The sequence below is a fragment of the Bradyrhizobium sp. ORS 278 genome, from assembly GCF_000026145.1.
GTDB lineage: Bacteria > Pseudomonadota > Alphaproteobacteria > Rhizobiales > Xanthobacteraceae > Bradyrhizobium.
The window spans coordinates 4,627,812-4,641,729 of the sequence record NC_009445.1 but is presented as its reverse complement, the minus strand read 5'-3'; the positions used below and the strand labels follow the sequence as shown (position 1 = coordinate 4,641,729).

The window sequence follows — 13,918 nt, the reverse complement described above, 5'->3', positions numbered from 1 at the left end:
CCGTCATTGGGAAAATAGGGCCGGTCGTCGCCGAGGCGCCGTCTTCGCGCCACGCACGAATCGGCAAGAGCCAGCGGTCCCGATGATGGAGCGGTATGGGAATATTTCCACTGGTCCATGGACGGCATCATTCACACAAGCCGCTTTTGCAAATAAGTTGCATTAAAGGTCGGCTTCGTTCAGGATGGTGCGATGGACGCCAAATCGCCAGACCTTTCGCAACTCCATGCCATGGTTTCGCCGGGTGACGGCTTGATGACCGACGGGTGGCGCAACGCGCGCGGCGAGCCGTCGCTGGGCAACATGTTCGCGTCGGTTCGAACCTCCGCCAAAGGTTCGCTGTGGCGGAAGCTGATAGCCTTTCTCGGGCCTGGTTATCTCGTGGCCGTGGGCTACATGGACCCCGGCAATTGGGCGACGTCGCTCGCCGGCGGTTCCAAATTCGGCTACGTGCTGCTCTCCGTCGCGCTGCTCTCCAATCTGATGGCCATCGTGCTGCAGTCGCTATGCACCCGGCTGGGTGTCGCAACCGGGCGCGACCTGGCGCAGGCCTGTCGCGACTCGACGCCGCGCTGGGTCTCGGTGCCGTTATGGCTGTCTGCGGAGATCGCAATCACTGCGACCGATCTGGCCGAGGTCATCGGCACCGCGATCGGGCTCAGCCTCCTGTTCGGGCTGCCGCTGTCGATCGGCGTCTGCGTCACCGCGCTCGATGTCTTCCTGATCCTGGCGCTGCAGGCGTTCGGCTTTCGCTGGATCGAGGCTTTCGTGGTTGCGCTGCTCGGAATCATCGCGCTGTGCTTCGCAATCCAGATCGCGATGGCGCAGCCGGACTGGGCGCAGGTGATCAAGGGCTTCGTTCCGAGCGGCCAGCTGATCGCCAATCCCGAAATGCTGTATCTGGCGCTCGGCATTCTCGGCGCGACCGTGATGCCGCACAATCTCTATCTCCATTCCGGGCTGGTGCAGACCCGCGGCTATGGCGATAGCCCGGAGGAGAAGCGCGAGGCGATCACGCTCTCGACGATCGATTCGACGATCGCGTTGTGTCTGGCGCTCACCATCAACGCCTCGATTCTGATCCTGGCCGCGGCCACATTCCACAAGACCGGACAGCACGACGTCGCCGAGCTCGACCAGGCGCATGCGTTCCTGGCGCCGCTGCTGGGATCGACGCTCGCGCCGACGCTGTTTGCCATCGCGCTGCTGTGCTGTGGCCTGAACTCGACGATCACTGCCACGCTGTCTGGCCAGATCGTGATGGAGGGCTTCCTGCAATGGCGGATCGCGCCGTGGCTGCGCCGCCTGATCACGCGGATGATCGCGATCGTGCCAGCCGTTGTCGTGACGATCTGGGCCGGCGAAAAGGCCACCGGACAGCTTCTGATTCTCAGTCAGGTCGTGCTCAGCCTGCAGCTGCCGTTCGCCGTCGTGCCGCTGGTTCTGATCACGGCGAGCCGCTCGAAGATGGGCCAGTTCGTGGCGCCGCGCTGGTTGACGGCCATCGCCGGCGCAATCGCCGTGGCGATCATCGTGCTCAACGCCAAGCTGGTATGGGATCTCGCGGCGGGATGAAGAGAGGCGGATGGGGAGTAGGGCATAGGAACCGCTACTCGCCCCTTGTCACTCCTGCGGCTCCGGCGCTGGTCCGCCCTCTGCCTCGACGCGGAGCCAGCCGGCAGCCGCCAGGCGCTGCTGCGGCAGATAGCGGCTCTTGTAGTCCATCTTTTTCGAGCCTTCGATCCAGTAGCCGAGATAGACGTAAGGCAGCCCTTGGCGCCGTGCGCGGGCGATGTGGTCGAGGATCATGAATGTGCCGAGCGAGCGCGTCGTCTCCGAGGGGTCGAAGAACGAATACACCATCGACAGCCCATCACTGAGCACGTCGGTCAGAGCCACCGCCACCAGCTCGCCGCCGCGCGCATTCGGCCCGTTGCTGAGGTTGCGGCGGCGGTACTCGATGATGCGCGTCTCGACATGGCTGTCCTCGACCATCATCGCATAGTCGAGCACGGTCATGTCGGCCATGCCGCCGTGCCGGTGGCGCTGATCGAGATAGCTGCGGAAGATCGAATATTGCTCCGAGGTCGGAACGGCGCTGCGTTGCTCGCCGACAAGGTCGGAATTGCGCGCGAGCACCTTGCGGAAATTGCGCGAGGGACGGAATTCGTTGGCGATCACGCGGACCGAGACGCAGGCGCGGCACTGGTCGCAGGCCGGACGGTAGGCGATCGACTGGCTGCGGCGGAAGCCGCCATGGGTCAGGAGATCGTTGAGGTCGGTGGCTTTGTCGCCGACCAGATGCGTGAACACCTTCCGCTCCTGACGCCCGGGGAGATAGGGGCAGGGGGAGGGGGCGGTCAGGTAAAATTGCGGGGTGTCACGCGAATGTTGGGTCAAGGAATGTCGCGAGCCTCCAAAGCGGACGTGAAACAAGAGGAACGTGAAACGGTGAACGTGAACAGAATTGCGCTCCGAAGACGGCCGGTCAATCGCTTTTGATGCGCCACCTCAGGTCTCACCACATACGCGCGGGTTCGCCGAGTTGCGCCCGTACCGATGTGTTGATCACGACCGTGCCAAGCACGAAGTCGTGCAGCAGGCGGCGGCGTCCGTTGAAGAGCCCGATCAGCAACACCAGCGGTGACAGCACGGAAACCGAAATCCAGAAGCAGACCGCATGCACGGCACCGAGCACAAAATAGCCCGGTGCGCCGTACCAGGTCCGCAACTGCAGATCCATCATTCGCATGCCGATCGTGGCCGAGTTCGGGCCGCCGATGGTGGCGCCGTAGTAGACGATCGCCCAGACCACGGAGGCCGGCGACACCAGCCAGAACAGGGCCCAGCCGAGGCCGAGGGTGACCACGCCGAACAGGAAGATGAAGATCAGCGCCAGGATCACCGGCACCGAGAGCACCAAGAGATCGATCAGGAACGCGATCGATCGCCGCATCAGCACGCCGCGAAACAGCTCCGGCTGCTCAGCGGGATCGTAGGCATGCGGCCGTACGCCGGGCCCGCCGCTGGACCAGCCGCCGCCATTGCCGGGGCCCGTATACGCCATCGAAGTACCCTCCCGAATTGGCTAACAGGACATGGGAACACGGCGTGCGCTTGCAAGGGGCGATCCTTGCAACGCCCGCGGCAAATTTTCGGCGGTCTCGCGATTTTCTGACGGCGGCGAGCCTCGCGGCGGGGTCAATGTCCGCCGCGACGTGTCCGGGGATTAGCTCTGCCGGCGCAACCGCTCGGCGGCCTGCGGCGCGAAATAGGTGAGGACACCATCTGCGCCGGCGCGCTTGAAAGCCAGCAGGCTCTCCATGATGGCCCGGTCACCGTCGATCCAGCCATTGTTGGCGGCCGCGGCAATCATCGCGTATTCGCCCGATACCTGATAGGCGAAGGTCGGCATGCTGAAGGTGTCCTTCACGCGGCGGACGACGTCGAGATAGGGCATGCCCGGCTTCACCATCACCATGTCGGCGCCTTCGGCGATGTCGAGCTCGACCTCGCGCAGCGCCTCATCGGTGTTGGCGCTGTCCATCTGGTAGGTGCGCTTGTCGCCGGTCAGCGTCTTGGCCGAGCCGATCGCGTCGCGGAACGGGCCGTAGAAGGCGGAGGCATATTTGGCCGCATAAGCCATGATCTGCACGTCGAGGAAGCCCGACTGGTCCAGCGCCTGACGGATCGCGCCAACGCGGCCGTCCATCATGTCCGATGGCGCGATGATGTCGCAGCCGGCCTCGGCCTGAACCAGCGCCTGGCGCACCAGCACCGCGACGGTCTCGTCATTCAGGATGCGGCCGTCCTTGATCAGCCCGTCATGGCCATGGCTGGTAAACGGGTCCAGCGCCACGTCGCAGAGCACGCCGATCTCCGGGAACTCCTTCTTGATCGCGCGCACCGCCTGGCAAACCAGATTGTCGGGATTGCAGGCCTCCGAGCCGTGCTCGTCGCGCAGCGACGGCTCGGTGTAGGGGAACAGCGCGATACAGGGAATATCGAGCTTGGCGGCGCGCTCGGCGTCGCGCACGATCTCGTCGACGCTCAGCCGCTCGACGCCGGGCATGGACGCGACGGTGCTGCGGGTCCGGTCGCCTTGTACGACGAACAGCGGCCAGATCAGATCGTCGGTGGTCAGGACGTTTTCGCGGACCAGGCGGCGGGCCCATTCCGCCTTGCGGTTTCGCCGGGGGCGGATGGTCAAATCGAGCACCGGTGGTGTTCCCGCGGCGGGGTTACGCGCGACGTCGCGCACATCGATCGGGCGCCCGAATTTGATCGCCATGGGGTGCTGGCTCCTTGAGCTGGCCGGTGAGCCGGATTGATTTGTTGGTATTCCAACAATGTGTAGCACTTTGGACGCCGCACGTCACTTGACCTGACGCAAGCGGCCCGGGTTGATTTCTGCCCGGATTGATTTCACGGTGCGGCATGGCCAGCGGTCGCGGTCGAGATTCCCGGCCAATTGCCGCGGCCAAGAATTGCCATCCTCCTGGTCTTGAGAGCCCCGATGTTTCCGACGATCACGTGCCAGACCCGCGCGAGCTGCCATGGCTGAGATTCCCTCGGCGCGCGATCTGGCGCGCGACAATGCCGCCATGTCGATTGCCGCGATGTCCTCGGAGCGGCGGGATGGCGACGAGAACGTCTGGACGCGCCGGCTGGTGCTGTTCCTGCGGGTCATGGCGATGCTGTCGATCGCCAAGGGCCTCTATCACTGGGCGCAGGTGACCGGCTTCATTGGCGGCGAGGACGATGCATTCGAGAACCAGGCCATGGCCTGGCAGGCCGCCACGGTCTATTTCGCCGTGATTGAGCTCGTCGCCGCGGTCGGTCTCTGGCTGGCGACGCCGTGGGGCGCGGTGGTGTGGCTGACCACGGTCGTGTCGATGGCGGTCATCGAGCTGATGTTCCCCGGCATCTATGGCGGCAACCTTCTGGTGGTCGGCGGCGAGGCGGTCATGCTGGCCGCCTATCTGGTGCTCGCCTGGATGGCCGCGCGCGAACGACCACCGTAGGTGGTGGGTTCGGAGCGTTGCACGGCGTCAATCCTTTCAACGCCTTGCAGGTAATGTTTCGAACACCTTAAGAGCGTCTGCCACAGCTGTTACACAGACCTTAGCGGGCAGCACTCCCCTCTTTTGGAATGCGACAGGGCTGTGAAACGAAACGCGAACATTGCCCGTCGACCGTCAATGGACTCTTGCAAAAGCCTCTGTAATCACTGAATTAAAAGACGATTCACTCTCCGCGATTCATTCTCTCTTTATGCTCTTATTTAAGGCGATCTTCAAAGCACCCCCCTTAAGTTCGCTCTATCAGACGGGACACAAGTTTCGTCGAATAAGTCGACAAAAACGACGACAGGGGAAGTGTCATGATGAAAGCCGTTGCGACGGCCGTGGAGACTGCTGCGCCGGGCACGGGCGGCACCGTCCAGTCGCTGTATCTGGAAGCGTTGACTCTCGTGGAGCGGCTGCATCGCCGCCTGCTCGACGTCATCAAAGACGAGTTCGACCGCCGCGGTCGTTCCGACATCAACTCGGTCCAGGCGCTGCTACTCTATAACATCGGCGACAAGGAGCTGACCGCCGGCGAGTTGCGTACGCGCGGCTACTACCTCGGCTCCAACGTGTCCTACAATCTGAAGAAGCTGGTCGAGCTCGGCTTCCTCGATCACCAGCGCTCGCGCGTGGATCGCCGCTCGGTGCGTATCCGCCTGACGCCGCAGGGCCAGGAGATCCGCCGCATCGTCGACGCGCTCTATCAGAAGCACGTCAAGACCGTGGAGCAGGTCGGCGGCATCTCGGGCGAGGAGTTCTCCACGCTCAACAAGTCGCTGCATCGCCTCGAGCGGTTCTGGACCGATCAGATCCTGTATCGGCTCTGACACGCACATCGTTTCGGCGAGCCGGCCTCCGCATCGGAGAGCCAAGACCGGACAGCCGTTGATCGTCTGAGTTCGACTCCGCGTCGGCCCTCACGGGCCGGCGCTTTTTCTTATGATGGCGGCGCGCCTATTCGCGGCTGCGAGAAACATGCGTTGCGAACTGGAACCAATCGCGCCTCCGGGACTTGTCCCCGCCGGAGGTCGGATCATGCTGCACGATCACGGAATGCAGGTGATGAACGTGGAGGTGGTCGCCGACTCCTACGCGATCGCATCCAATTATCTGCGTCTGTCCGGAGCGTTGCCGGACACGATCGCGCCGAACGAACAGCTCGTCGATATCATCGTTCAGCTGATCCACCGCGGAGAATTCAACAAGCTCAGGCTGGCCAACAAGGCGATCTCGATGTTCGAGATGGCCCGTCAGGCCTGATCATCAAGAGGGGATGATATGGAAGCCGCCATCGATCGCATCATGCATACATACGACCTGCTGGCAAACCGCACTGCTGCGGCCAGCGAGGAGGCCCGCCGCAAGGTCAGTGCCTACATCCAGACGCTGTTTGAGGCCGGCGAGCGCGACCCGCATCGGCTGACGGTTTGCGGCCTGACCTATCTGCGCCAGCTCGACGGCCGCGTCGATCCGGTGAAGGCGGGCTACACCGGCCTCTGATGTCCGCGGCGCGAGATGCTCGCGCTGGGCGCTTGCCTCATAATACCGACAACCTGTATGAGACCGTCGAGTTTCATGCAGGTTGTTCGTTTTTTGGGGGCGAGATGTTCGGGATGTCGCGCACGCTGTTCGTGCCGCTGCTGATGATGGCGACTTGCTCCCAGAACGAAACTCCGGCAACCGATGCGGCGACGCCAGCGGCTGCCGCAGCGGTGATGGTCGAGAACCCGACCAAGATCGGGGAATGCGCCGAGCGGACCATCGCCTCCATCTCGACCCGCTTCAACGAGAAGCTGCCGTCCAGGCCGCCCAGGCCCGGCAAGGATGGCGGCAGCTTCGTGCAGTACACCAGCAAGCACACCCAGGTGTCCTACGACTGGAGCGCAGTATTGGCGCATTCCAAGATCGGCGACCGCGTCCGGATGTGCCTCGTTTCCATCCCCAAGGACTGCCCGCCGGGTGATGACCGCGGCCGCGTCTACGAGACCACCAATCTGAGGACCAACGAGTCCTGGACCATGCCGGACGACCCCCACATGTGCGGCGGTGCCTAGCGCCATCGGCGGCTCTTTTGTCTGCCGTCCGTCCACCATATCTGGCATAATGGCGTCGGCCGACCCGCAACGGCTGGCCTGTTCCTTCGCCTCTCCCTTGGCCTGCCGCCGCCCGTATGGTAGACGGCAGGGGTCTTTTCCGACCGCCTTCACTGAACCGACCGCAGGCTCCTTAAGGCCTTGCGGACGTGGAGATATTCAGCCGATGACCGCTTCTGCCAAGCCCGTATCGTCAGTCGATTCCTTCTTTTCCGCCACCCTGGCCGAGGCTGATCCCGAGATCGCCGCCGCCATCAGGGGCGAACTCGGTCGGCAACGGCACGAAATCGAGCTGATCGCTTCGGAAAACATCGTCAGCCGGGCGGTCCTGGAGGCCCAGGGCTCGGTGATGACCAACAAGTATGCCGAGGGCTATCCGGGCGCTCGGTATTACGGCGGCTGCGAATGGGTCGACGTCGCCGAGAACCTCGCGATCGACCGCGCCAAGAAGCTGTTCGGCGCCAATTTCGCCAACGTCCAGCCGAACTCGGGCAGCCAGATGAATCAGGCCGTGTTCCTGGCGCTGCTGCAGCCGGGCGACACCTTCATGGGCCTCGACCTCGCCGCGGGCGGTCATCTCACCCACGGTTCGCCGGTCAATATGTCCGGCAAGTGGTTCAAGGCCGCGCATTACACCGTGCGCCGCGACGACCACCTCATCGACATGGATGCGGTGGCCAAGCAGGCCGAAGAGGTGAAGCCGAAGCTGATCATCGCCGGCGGCAGTGCCTATTCGCGCCCGTGGGACTTCAAGCGCTTCCGCGAGATCGCGGACAGCGTCGGCGCCTATCTGCTGGTCGACATGGCCCACTTCGCCGGCCTCGTCGCTGGTGGCGTGCATGCCTCGCCGGTGCCTTACGCTCACATCACCACCACCACGACCCATAAGTCGCTGCGCGGTCCGCGCGGCGGCCTGATGCTCTGGAATGACGAGCAGTTCACCAAGAAGTTCAACTCGGCGATCTTCCCGGGACTTCAGGGCGGTCCGCTCATGCACGTGATCGCGGCCAAGGCGGTGGCGTTCGCCGAGGCGCTGCGGCCGGAGTTCAAGGCCTACGCGAAGAACGTCGTGGAGAATGCGAAGGCGCTGGCGGAATCGCTGCGCGCGCAAGGCTTCGACATCGTCTCCGGCGGCACCGACAACCACCTGATGCTGGTCGATCTTCGGCCCAAGGGCCTGAAGGGCAACGTGTCCGAGAAGGCGCTCGTCCGCGCCGCCATCACCTGCAACAAGAACGGCATTCCGTTCGACCCCGAGAAGCCGTTCGTCACCTCCGGCCTGCGCCTGGGCACGCCGGCAGCGACCACCCGCGGCTTCGGCGTCGCTGAATTCCAGCAGGTCGGCAGTCTGATCGCCGAGGTGCTGAACGCGATCGCGCAGGGCCCTGACGGCAGCGCGCCGCTGGTCGAAGCCGCGGTCAAGGAGAAGGTGAAGGCGCTGACCGACCGGTTCCCGATCTATCAGTAAGGCGTAAGGCGACATGCGCTGCCCGAGCTGCAACAGCCTCGATACGCAGGTGAAGGACTCCCGCCCCACCGAGGATTCCTCGGTGATCCGGCGGCGGCGGGTCTGCGTCACCTGCAACTTCCGCTTCACGACCTTCGAGCGGGTGCAGCTGCGCGAACTCACCGTCATCAAGCGCAACGGCCGTCGCGTGCCGTTCGACCGCGACAAGCTGATGCGCTCGGTGCAGATCTCGCTGCGCAAGCGCTCGGTCGATCCGGAGCGGGTCGAGAAGATGGTGTCGGCGATCGTGCGCGAGCTCGAGAGCGGCGGTGAATCAGAAGTCTCGTCGGAGGCGATCGGCGAGATCGTGATGGAGCATCTGCGCGATCTCGACGACGTCGCCTATGTCCGCTTCGCCTCGGTTTACCGCAATTTCCGCGAGGCCAAGGATTTCGAGGCGGTGCTCGGCGAGCTCTCGGCGGAGGACGAAACCCCGCGGCTGGCGCCGGTCCGCAAATGATCTTCCGGGTGCTGGTCGATCAGGTCGGCGAGAAGCTGAAGGCGCAGAAGGACGCCGACCGCCGCTTCATGCAGTTGGCGCTGACGCTCGGCCGTCGCGGGCAGGGGCGGACGTGGCCGAACCCGGCCGTCGGTGCCGTCGTGGTCAAGGATGGCGTGATCGTCGGTCGCGGCTGGACCCAGCCGGGCGGCCGGCCGCATGCCGAGCCGGAGGCGCTGCGGCGCGCGGGCGAGGCGGCCAAGGGCGCCACGCTCTATGTGACCTTGGAGCCGTGCTCGCATTTCGGCAAGTCGCCGCCCTGCGCCGACGCGGTGATCGCCGCCGGCATCAGCCGCGTCGTGTCGGCAGTCGAGGATCCCAATCCGGAGGTCGCGGCGCAGGGGCACGCCAAGCTCAGGGCGGCCGGCATTCAGGTCGAGGTCGGACTGTGCTCGGCGGACGCCAAGCGCGACCATGCCGGGCATTTCCGCCGCATCCGCGATGGGCGGCCGCAGGTGATCCTCAAGCTGGCCGTCTCGGCGGACGACAAGATCGCCGCCGCAGGCAGCAAGCCGGTTGCGATTACCGGCGAAGCCGCGCGCACGCGCGTGCATCTGCTGCGCGCGCAGAGCGATGCGATCCTCATTGGGGTGCGCACCGCGATCGCCGATGATCCCTTGCTGACCTGCCGCCTGCCGGGCATGGAGCCGCGGTCGCCTGTTCGCGTCGTGCTCGATCCGATGCTGCGGCTTCCGTCGGCCAGCCGTCTGATACAGTCCGCGCGCACCACGCCGCTGTGGCTCGTCGCGTCCGAGGTGGCGGAGCCTGCGACCGCGACAAGGCTAGGCGCCGCCGGTGCGCAGGTGATCCGCGTGCCGCCGCAGGCCGACCCTTCCGCGCTCGAGCCGCCCGCCGTGCTCAAGGCTCTCGCCGAGAAGGGTATCACGCGCCTGATGATCGAAGGCGGCAGCCGCGTAGCATCATCTTTCATGCAGAGCGGCCTCGTCGATGAGATCTGGCTGCTGCGCGGCCCCCGCGAGATCGGCGCCGATGGCATCGCTGCGCTGGACGCATTGCCGCTGACCGCAATCACGCAGTCGCCCGCTTATCGCGTTCGTGCTAGCGAAACGCTCGATCCCGACATCCTTACGATTTACGAGCGCGTGTAATGTTTACCGGCATCGTCACCGACATCGGCGAGATCGTCAGCCTGACGCCGCGGACCGAGGGCAAGCTGCACCGGCTGCGCATCGCCAGCGCTTACGACCAGTCCACGATCGCCGATGGCGCGTCGATCGCCAACAATGGCGTCTGCCTCACGGTTGTGCAGTCCGGTATTGCCGACGGAAAGACCTGGTTCGAGGTCGATGCCGCCGCGGAGACTCTGGCGCTGACGACCGCCAAGCATTGGCGCGTCGGCACCAAGCTGAATCTGGAGCGCGCGCTGAAGATCGGCGACGAGCTCGGCGGCCATATCGTCTCCGGCCATGTCGACGGCATCGCCACCATCGTCAGCCGCGAGAACCTGCCGGATATGGCGCGGTTCGTGTTCAGGACAACGCGCGAGCTGGCCCGCTTCATCGCCACCAAGGGTTCGATCACCCTCGATGGCGTGTCGCTCACGGTCAACACCGTGGACGAACTCACCTTCTCGGTGCTGATCATTCCGCATACCCTGGCGGTCACCACGCTGTCATCCTGGCAGACGGGCAGCGAGGTCAATATCGAGGTCGACCTGATGGCGCGCTATGCGGCGCGCCTCACGGAAATGAAGTAGCTTGGAATCGAAGACGCTGGCGCCTAAAACGCCGGCCCATCTCCTCATGGTGAGGAGGCGCATGCACCGGAGCAGGCCGAGCACTCGCGAGGCCGGACGAAACCGATGCACTTCGAAGGCGCCGTCTCGAACCATGAGGCCCTAATCGATCTCGGCCCTTCGAGGTCAGGCCAAGTGGCCGATCCTCAGGGCGAGGCAGTTTCAAAACGGATTGTAAACATGGCAGACGCACGGCGCGCGCCGCTGAAAGACCAGACCGACATCACCGGCGCTCGCGCGCTCATCGTCGAGGCCCGCTTCTACGACGACATTCAGGACGCGATGCTGGAAGGCGCTACCGCCGAGCTGAAGGCGGCCGGCGTCAGCTACGACGTCCTCACCGTCACGGGCTCGTTGGAGATCCCGGCGACGATCGCCATCGCCCTGGATGCGGCCGCCAAGACCGGCAAGCCTTACGATCTCGCGATCGCGCTCGGTTGCGTGATCCGCGGTGACACCATCCATTTCGAGATCGTCTCGCAGGAATCCTCCCGCGCGCTGATGGACCTGTCGGTCGCGCGCGGCCTGCCGCTCGGCAATGGCATTCTCACCGTCAACACCGAGGATCAGGCGTGGGCGCGTGCCCGCGTCTCCGAGATGAACAAGGGCGGCGATGCCGCCCGCGCTGCGCTCGCCGTGCTGCGCATCAAGCGCCGCCTGTCGCGAGGCTGAGATGGCCGAGAACAAACCCTTCAGGGGCCCGATCCGCGCCAACACCGACCGCAAGGCCAACCGCCGCGGCGCCGCGCGCCTTGCCGCCGTGCAGGCGCTCTACCAGATGGACATCGCCGGCGCCGGCATCAACGACGTGCTGGCCGAGTTCGAGAGCCACTGGCTCGGCAATGAGGTCGAGGGCGAGCAGTATCTCCCTGCGGAGGCCGCCTTCTTCCGCGACATCGTCTCCGGCGTGGTGCGCGACCAGACCAAGATCGATCCGGTGCTGGACACCGCGCTGGAGCGCGGCTGGCCGCTGCAGCGGATCGAGGCCATCCTGCGCGCAGTGCTGCGCGCCGGAGCCTATGAGCTGGAGCGGCGCAAGGACGTGCCGGCCAAGGTCGTCGTGTCCGAATATGTCGACATCGCCCACGCCTTCGTCGAGCGCGACGAGACCGGCATGGTCAACGCCGTGCTGGAGCAACTGGCGCGTCAGTATCGCGGCGACGAGATGGGACCGAAGTAGCGATGCAAGTCGGCGCAGGATTCGGCGAAAGAGTCTTGCGGATCGGCAATTGGTCAGCGCCTTCACTCCGCTGTCATCACCCGCGAAAGCGGGTGATCCAGTATTCCAGAGACGTCAGTGGGATACGGAGGGGCCGCGGCGTACTGCATCGCCCGGTCAAGCCGGGCGATGACGGCGGAGAGTGGGGAGGGCACGCATGACCCAAGCTACCTCCGACAAAGACTCCCCCATCGCGCGTTACTTCAAGCCGCTGGCCACCGATCCCGGCGCGTTTCCAGCGTGTTCACTCCGCTGTCATCACCCGCGAAAGCGGGTGATCCAGTATTCCAGAGACGTCAGTGCGATACGGAGGGGCTGCGGCGTACTGGATCGCCCGGTCAAGCCGGGCGATGACGGCGGAGAGTGGGGAGGGCACGCATGACCCAGGCTACCTCCGACGAAGACTCCCCCATCGCGCGTTACTTCAAGCCGCTGGCCACCGATCCCGGCGCGTTTCCAGCGTGTTCACTCCGCTGTCATCACCCGCGAAAGCGGGTGATCCAGTATTCCAGAAACGTCAGTGGGATACGGAGGGGCCGCGGCGTACTGGATCGCCCGGTCAAGCCGGGCGATGACGGCGGAGAGTGGGGAGGGCACGCATGACCCAGGCTCCCTCCGGCGAAGATTCCCTCATCGCCCGCTACTTCAAGCCGTTGGCGACCGATCCCGGCGCTTTCGGCCTCGTCGATGATGCCGCCGCCATCCCGGCCGGCGGTGACGACCTCGTCGTCAACACCGACGCTATCGTCGAAGGCGTCCATTATCTGCCTGACGATCCGCCCGACACGATCGCGCGCAAGGCACTGCGGGTGAACCTGTCCGATCTCGCCGCCAAGGGCGCGGTGCCGGCCGGCTTCCTGCTGACGCTCGCACTGCGTCAGAAGGACGAGACCTGGCTCGCCGCTTTCGCTGGCGGTCTTGGCGAGGACGCAGCGACCTTCGGCTGCCCGCTGCTCGGCGGTGACACCGTGTCAACGCCGGGCCCCGTCATGATATCCGTCACCGCCTGGGGGCGTGTTCCCAGAGGCCGCATGGTGCACCGCTTCGGCGCTCGACCCGGCGACCGGGTGATGGTCACTGGCACGATCGGTGATGCCGCGCTCGGCCTGCGCGTTCTTCAGGGCAGAGCAGAGGCGGGCGTACTGGACGCCGATGCCGCCGCGCGGGAAATGCTGATCGGCCGCTATCGTGTGCCGCAACCGCGCAGCGCGCTGGCAACCGCCGTGCGGGACTACGCGACGGCATCGATGGACGTCTCCGATGGACTTGCCGGCGACCTGACCAAGCTTTGTGCTGCCTCTTCCGCGAGCGCCGACATTGCTCTGTCATACGTTCCGATCTCATCAGCAGCTGCCAAGCTGATTGCCGAAGGCGTGGTGCAACTGGAAACTTTGATCTCCGGCGGCGACGACTACGAGATCCTCTGCACCGTTCCCGCAGCGCAATGCGAAGCATTTCGCACTGCGGCTGTCGCTGCCGGCATCGCCGTCACCGACATCGGCGCGATCGTCGAGGGCACGCAGGCGCCGCGCTTCCTTGACGGCCAGGGCCGTCCAGTCCGCTTGAAACGGCTGTCCTACAGCCACTTCTGAGACCCATTCGCAGCCGCACAATGCGACCAAAGAAGCGTCTGAATTTGGAGCGGTTCAGGTGTCGCGGCGTTGCGTCAACATGGCGATTTTGGCAAGGTCCACGACGTTCGAGGCGGTTCCGCCCGGAGCTGCCTGACAAGGGGGCGTGCGTCGCACAAGCGCGGCGTGACGTAGTTCAAAAAA

General features: G+C 64.9%; 16 protein-coding genes. 13 read left to right on the top strand and 3 right to left on the bottom strand.

Going from position 1 to position 13,918, the window contains the following annotated elements; genetic code table 11:
• Window positions 1-192 precede the first annotated feature (192 nt).
• Complete coding sequence (locus BRADO_RS20685; protein ID WP_011927296.1) at window positions 193-1,575, top strand: Nramp family divalent metal transporter; 1,383 nt, start codon at window positions 193-195, stop codon at window positions 1,573-1,575.
• 48 nt (window positions 1,576-1,623) lie between these two features.
• Here BRADO_RS20685 and BRADO_RS20680 read toward each other — a convergent pair whose 3' ends face one another.
• The 3 genes from BRADO_RS20680 to hemB all read right to left on the bottom strand — a co-directional run bounded on the left by BRADO_RS20680 (window position 1,624) and on the right by hemB (window position 4,291).
• Window positions 1,624-2,400: an arginyltransferase gene (locus BRADO_RS20680; RefSeq protein ID WP_011927295.1), complete on the bottom strand. Its 777-nt coding sequence runs from the start codon at window positions 2,398-2,400 to the stop codon at window positions 1,624-1,626.
• 118 nt (window positions 2,401-2,518) lie between these two features.
• Complete coding sequence (locus BRADO_RS20675; protein ID WP_011927294.1) at window positions 2,519-3,067, bottom strand: RDD family protein; 549 nt, start codon at window positions 3,065-3,067, stop codon at window positions 2,519-2,521.
• A gap of 162 nt (window positions 3,068-3,229) precedes the next feature.
• On the bottom strand, window positions 3,230-4,291 hold the full coding sequence (gene hemB, locus BRADO_RS20670; RefSeq protein ID WP_011927293.1) for a porphobilinogen synthase: 1,062 nt from the start codon (window positions 4,289-4,291) through the stop codon (window positions 3,230-3,232).
• A gap of 265 nt (window positions 4,292-4,556) precedes the next feature.
• On the opposite strand from hemB, the gene BRADO_RS20665 reads away from it, so the two are divergent.
• The 12 genes from BRADO_RS20665 (at window position 4,557) to thiL (ending at window position 13,735) form a co-directional block, all read left to right on the top strand.
• Window positions 4,557-5,024 (top strand): DUF6163 family protein, encoded by a 468-nt coding sequence (locus BRADO_RS20665; protein WP_011927292.1) that lies wholly within the window; start codon window positions 4,557-4,559, stop codon window positions 5,022-5,024.
• Between the two features lie 359 nt (window positions 5,025-5,383).
• A complete protein-coding gene (gene ldtR / locus BRADO_RS20660; RefSeq protein WP_011927291.1) occupies window positions 5,384-5,896 on the top strand; it encodes a transcriptional regulator LdtR in 513 nt (170 codons plus the stop codon).
• Window positions 5,897-6,104: 208 nt separating this feature from the next.
• On the top strand, window positions 6,105-6,329 hold the full coding sequence (locus BRADO_RS20655) for a hypothetical protein (RefSeq protein WP_011927290.1): 225 nt from the start codon (window positions 6,105-6,107) through the stop codon (window positions 6,327-6,329).
• An 18-nt stretch (window positions 6,330-6,347) separates the two neighbouring features.
• A complete protein-coding gene (locus tag BRADO_RS20650) occupies window positions 6,348-6,569 on the top strand; it encodes a hypothetical protein (protein ID WP_006612770.1) in 222 nt (73 codons plus the stop codon).
• A 113-nt stretch (window positions 6,570-6,682) separates the two neighbouring features.
• Window positions 6,683-7,123, top strand: coding sequence for a hypothetical protein (locus BRADO_RS20645; RefSeq protein ID WP_011927289.1), 441 nt, complete (start codon window positions 6,683-6,685; stop codon window positions 7,121-7,123).
• Window positions 7,124-7,328: 205 nt separating this feature from the next.
• Window positions 7,329-8,630, top strand: coding sequence for a serine hydroxymethyltransferase (gene glyA / locus BRADO_RS20640; protein ID WP_011927288.1), 1,302 nt, complete (start codon window positions 7,329-7,331; stop codon window positions 8,628-8,630).
• Window positions 8,631-8,643: 13 nt separating this feature from the next.
• Entirely contained in the window at window positions 8,644-9,129 is a 486-nt protein-coding gene (gene nrdR, locus BRADO_RS20635; RefSeq protein WP_011927287.1) for a transcriptional regulator NrdR, read from the top strand.
• Entirely contained in the window at window positions 9,126-10,277 is a 1,152-nt protein-coding gene (gene ribD / locus BRADO_RS20630; RefSeq protein ID WP_011927286.1) for a bifunctional diaminohydroxyphosphoribosylaminopyrimidine deaminase/5-amino-6-(5-phosphoribosylamino)uracil reductase RibD, read from the top strand. Before nrdR ends, ribD begins: the two co-directional genes overlap by 4 nt.
• Entirely contained in the window at window positions 10,277-10,885 is a 609-nt protein-coding gene (locus BRADO_RS20625; protein ID WP_011927285.1) for a riboflavin synthase, read from the top strand. The genes ribD and BRADO_RS20625 overlap by 1 nt, the downstream gene beginning before the upstream one ends.
• Window positions 10,886-11,104: 219 nt before the next feature.
• A complete protein-coding gene (gene ribH, locus BRADO_RS20620; RefSeq protein WP_011927284.1) occupies window positions 11,105-11,596 on the top strand; it encodes a 6,7-dimethyl-8-ribityllumazine synthase in 492 nt (163 codons plus the stop codon).
• Window position 11,597: 1 nt separating this feature from the next.
• Complete coding sequence (gene nusB / locus BRADO_RS20615; RefSeq protein ID WP_011927283.1) at window positions 11,598-12,104, top strand: transcription antitermination factor NusB; 507 nt, start codon at window positions 11,598-11,600, stop codon at window positions 12,102-12,104.
• Window positions 12,105-12,742: 638 nt separating this feature from the next.
• Window positions 12,743-13,735 carry a thiamine-phosphate kinase gene (gene thiL / locus BRADO_RS20610; RefSeq protein WP_011927282.1) on the top strand — a complete coding sequence of 331 codons (993 nt, stop codon included), beginning with the start codon at window positions 12,743-12,745 and terminating at the stop codon, window positions 13,733-13,735.
• Window positions 13,736-13,918: the final 183 nt, after the last annotated feature.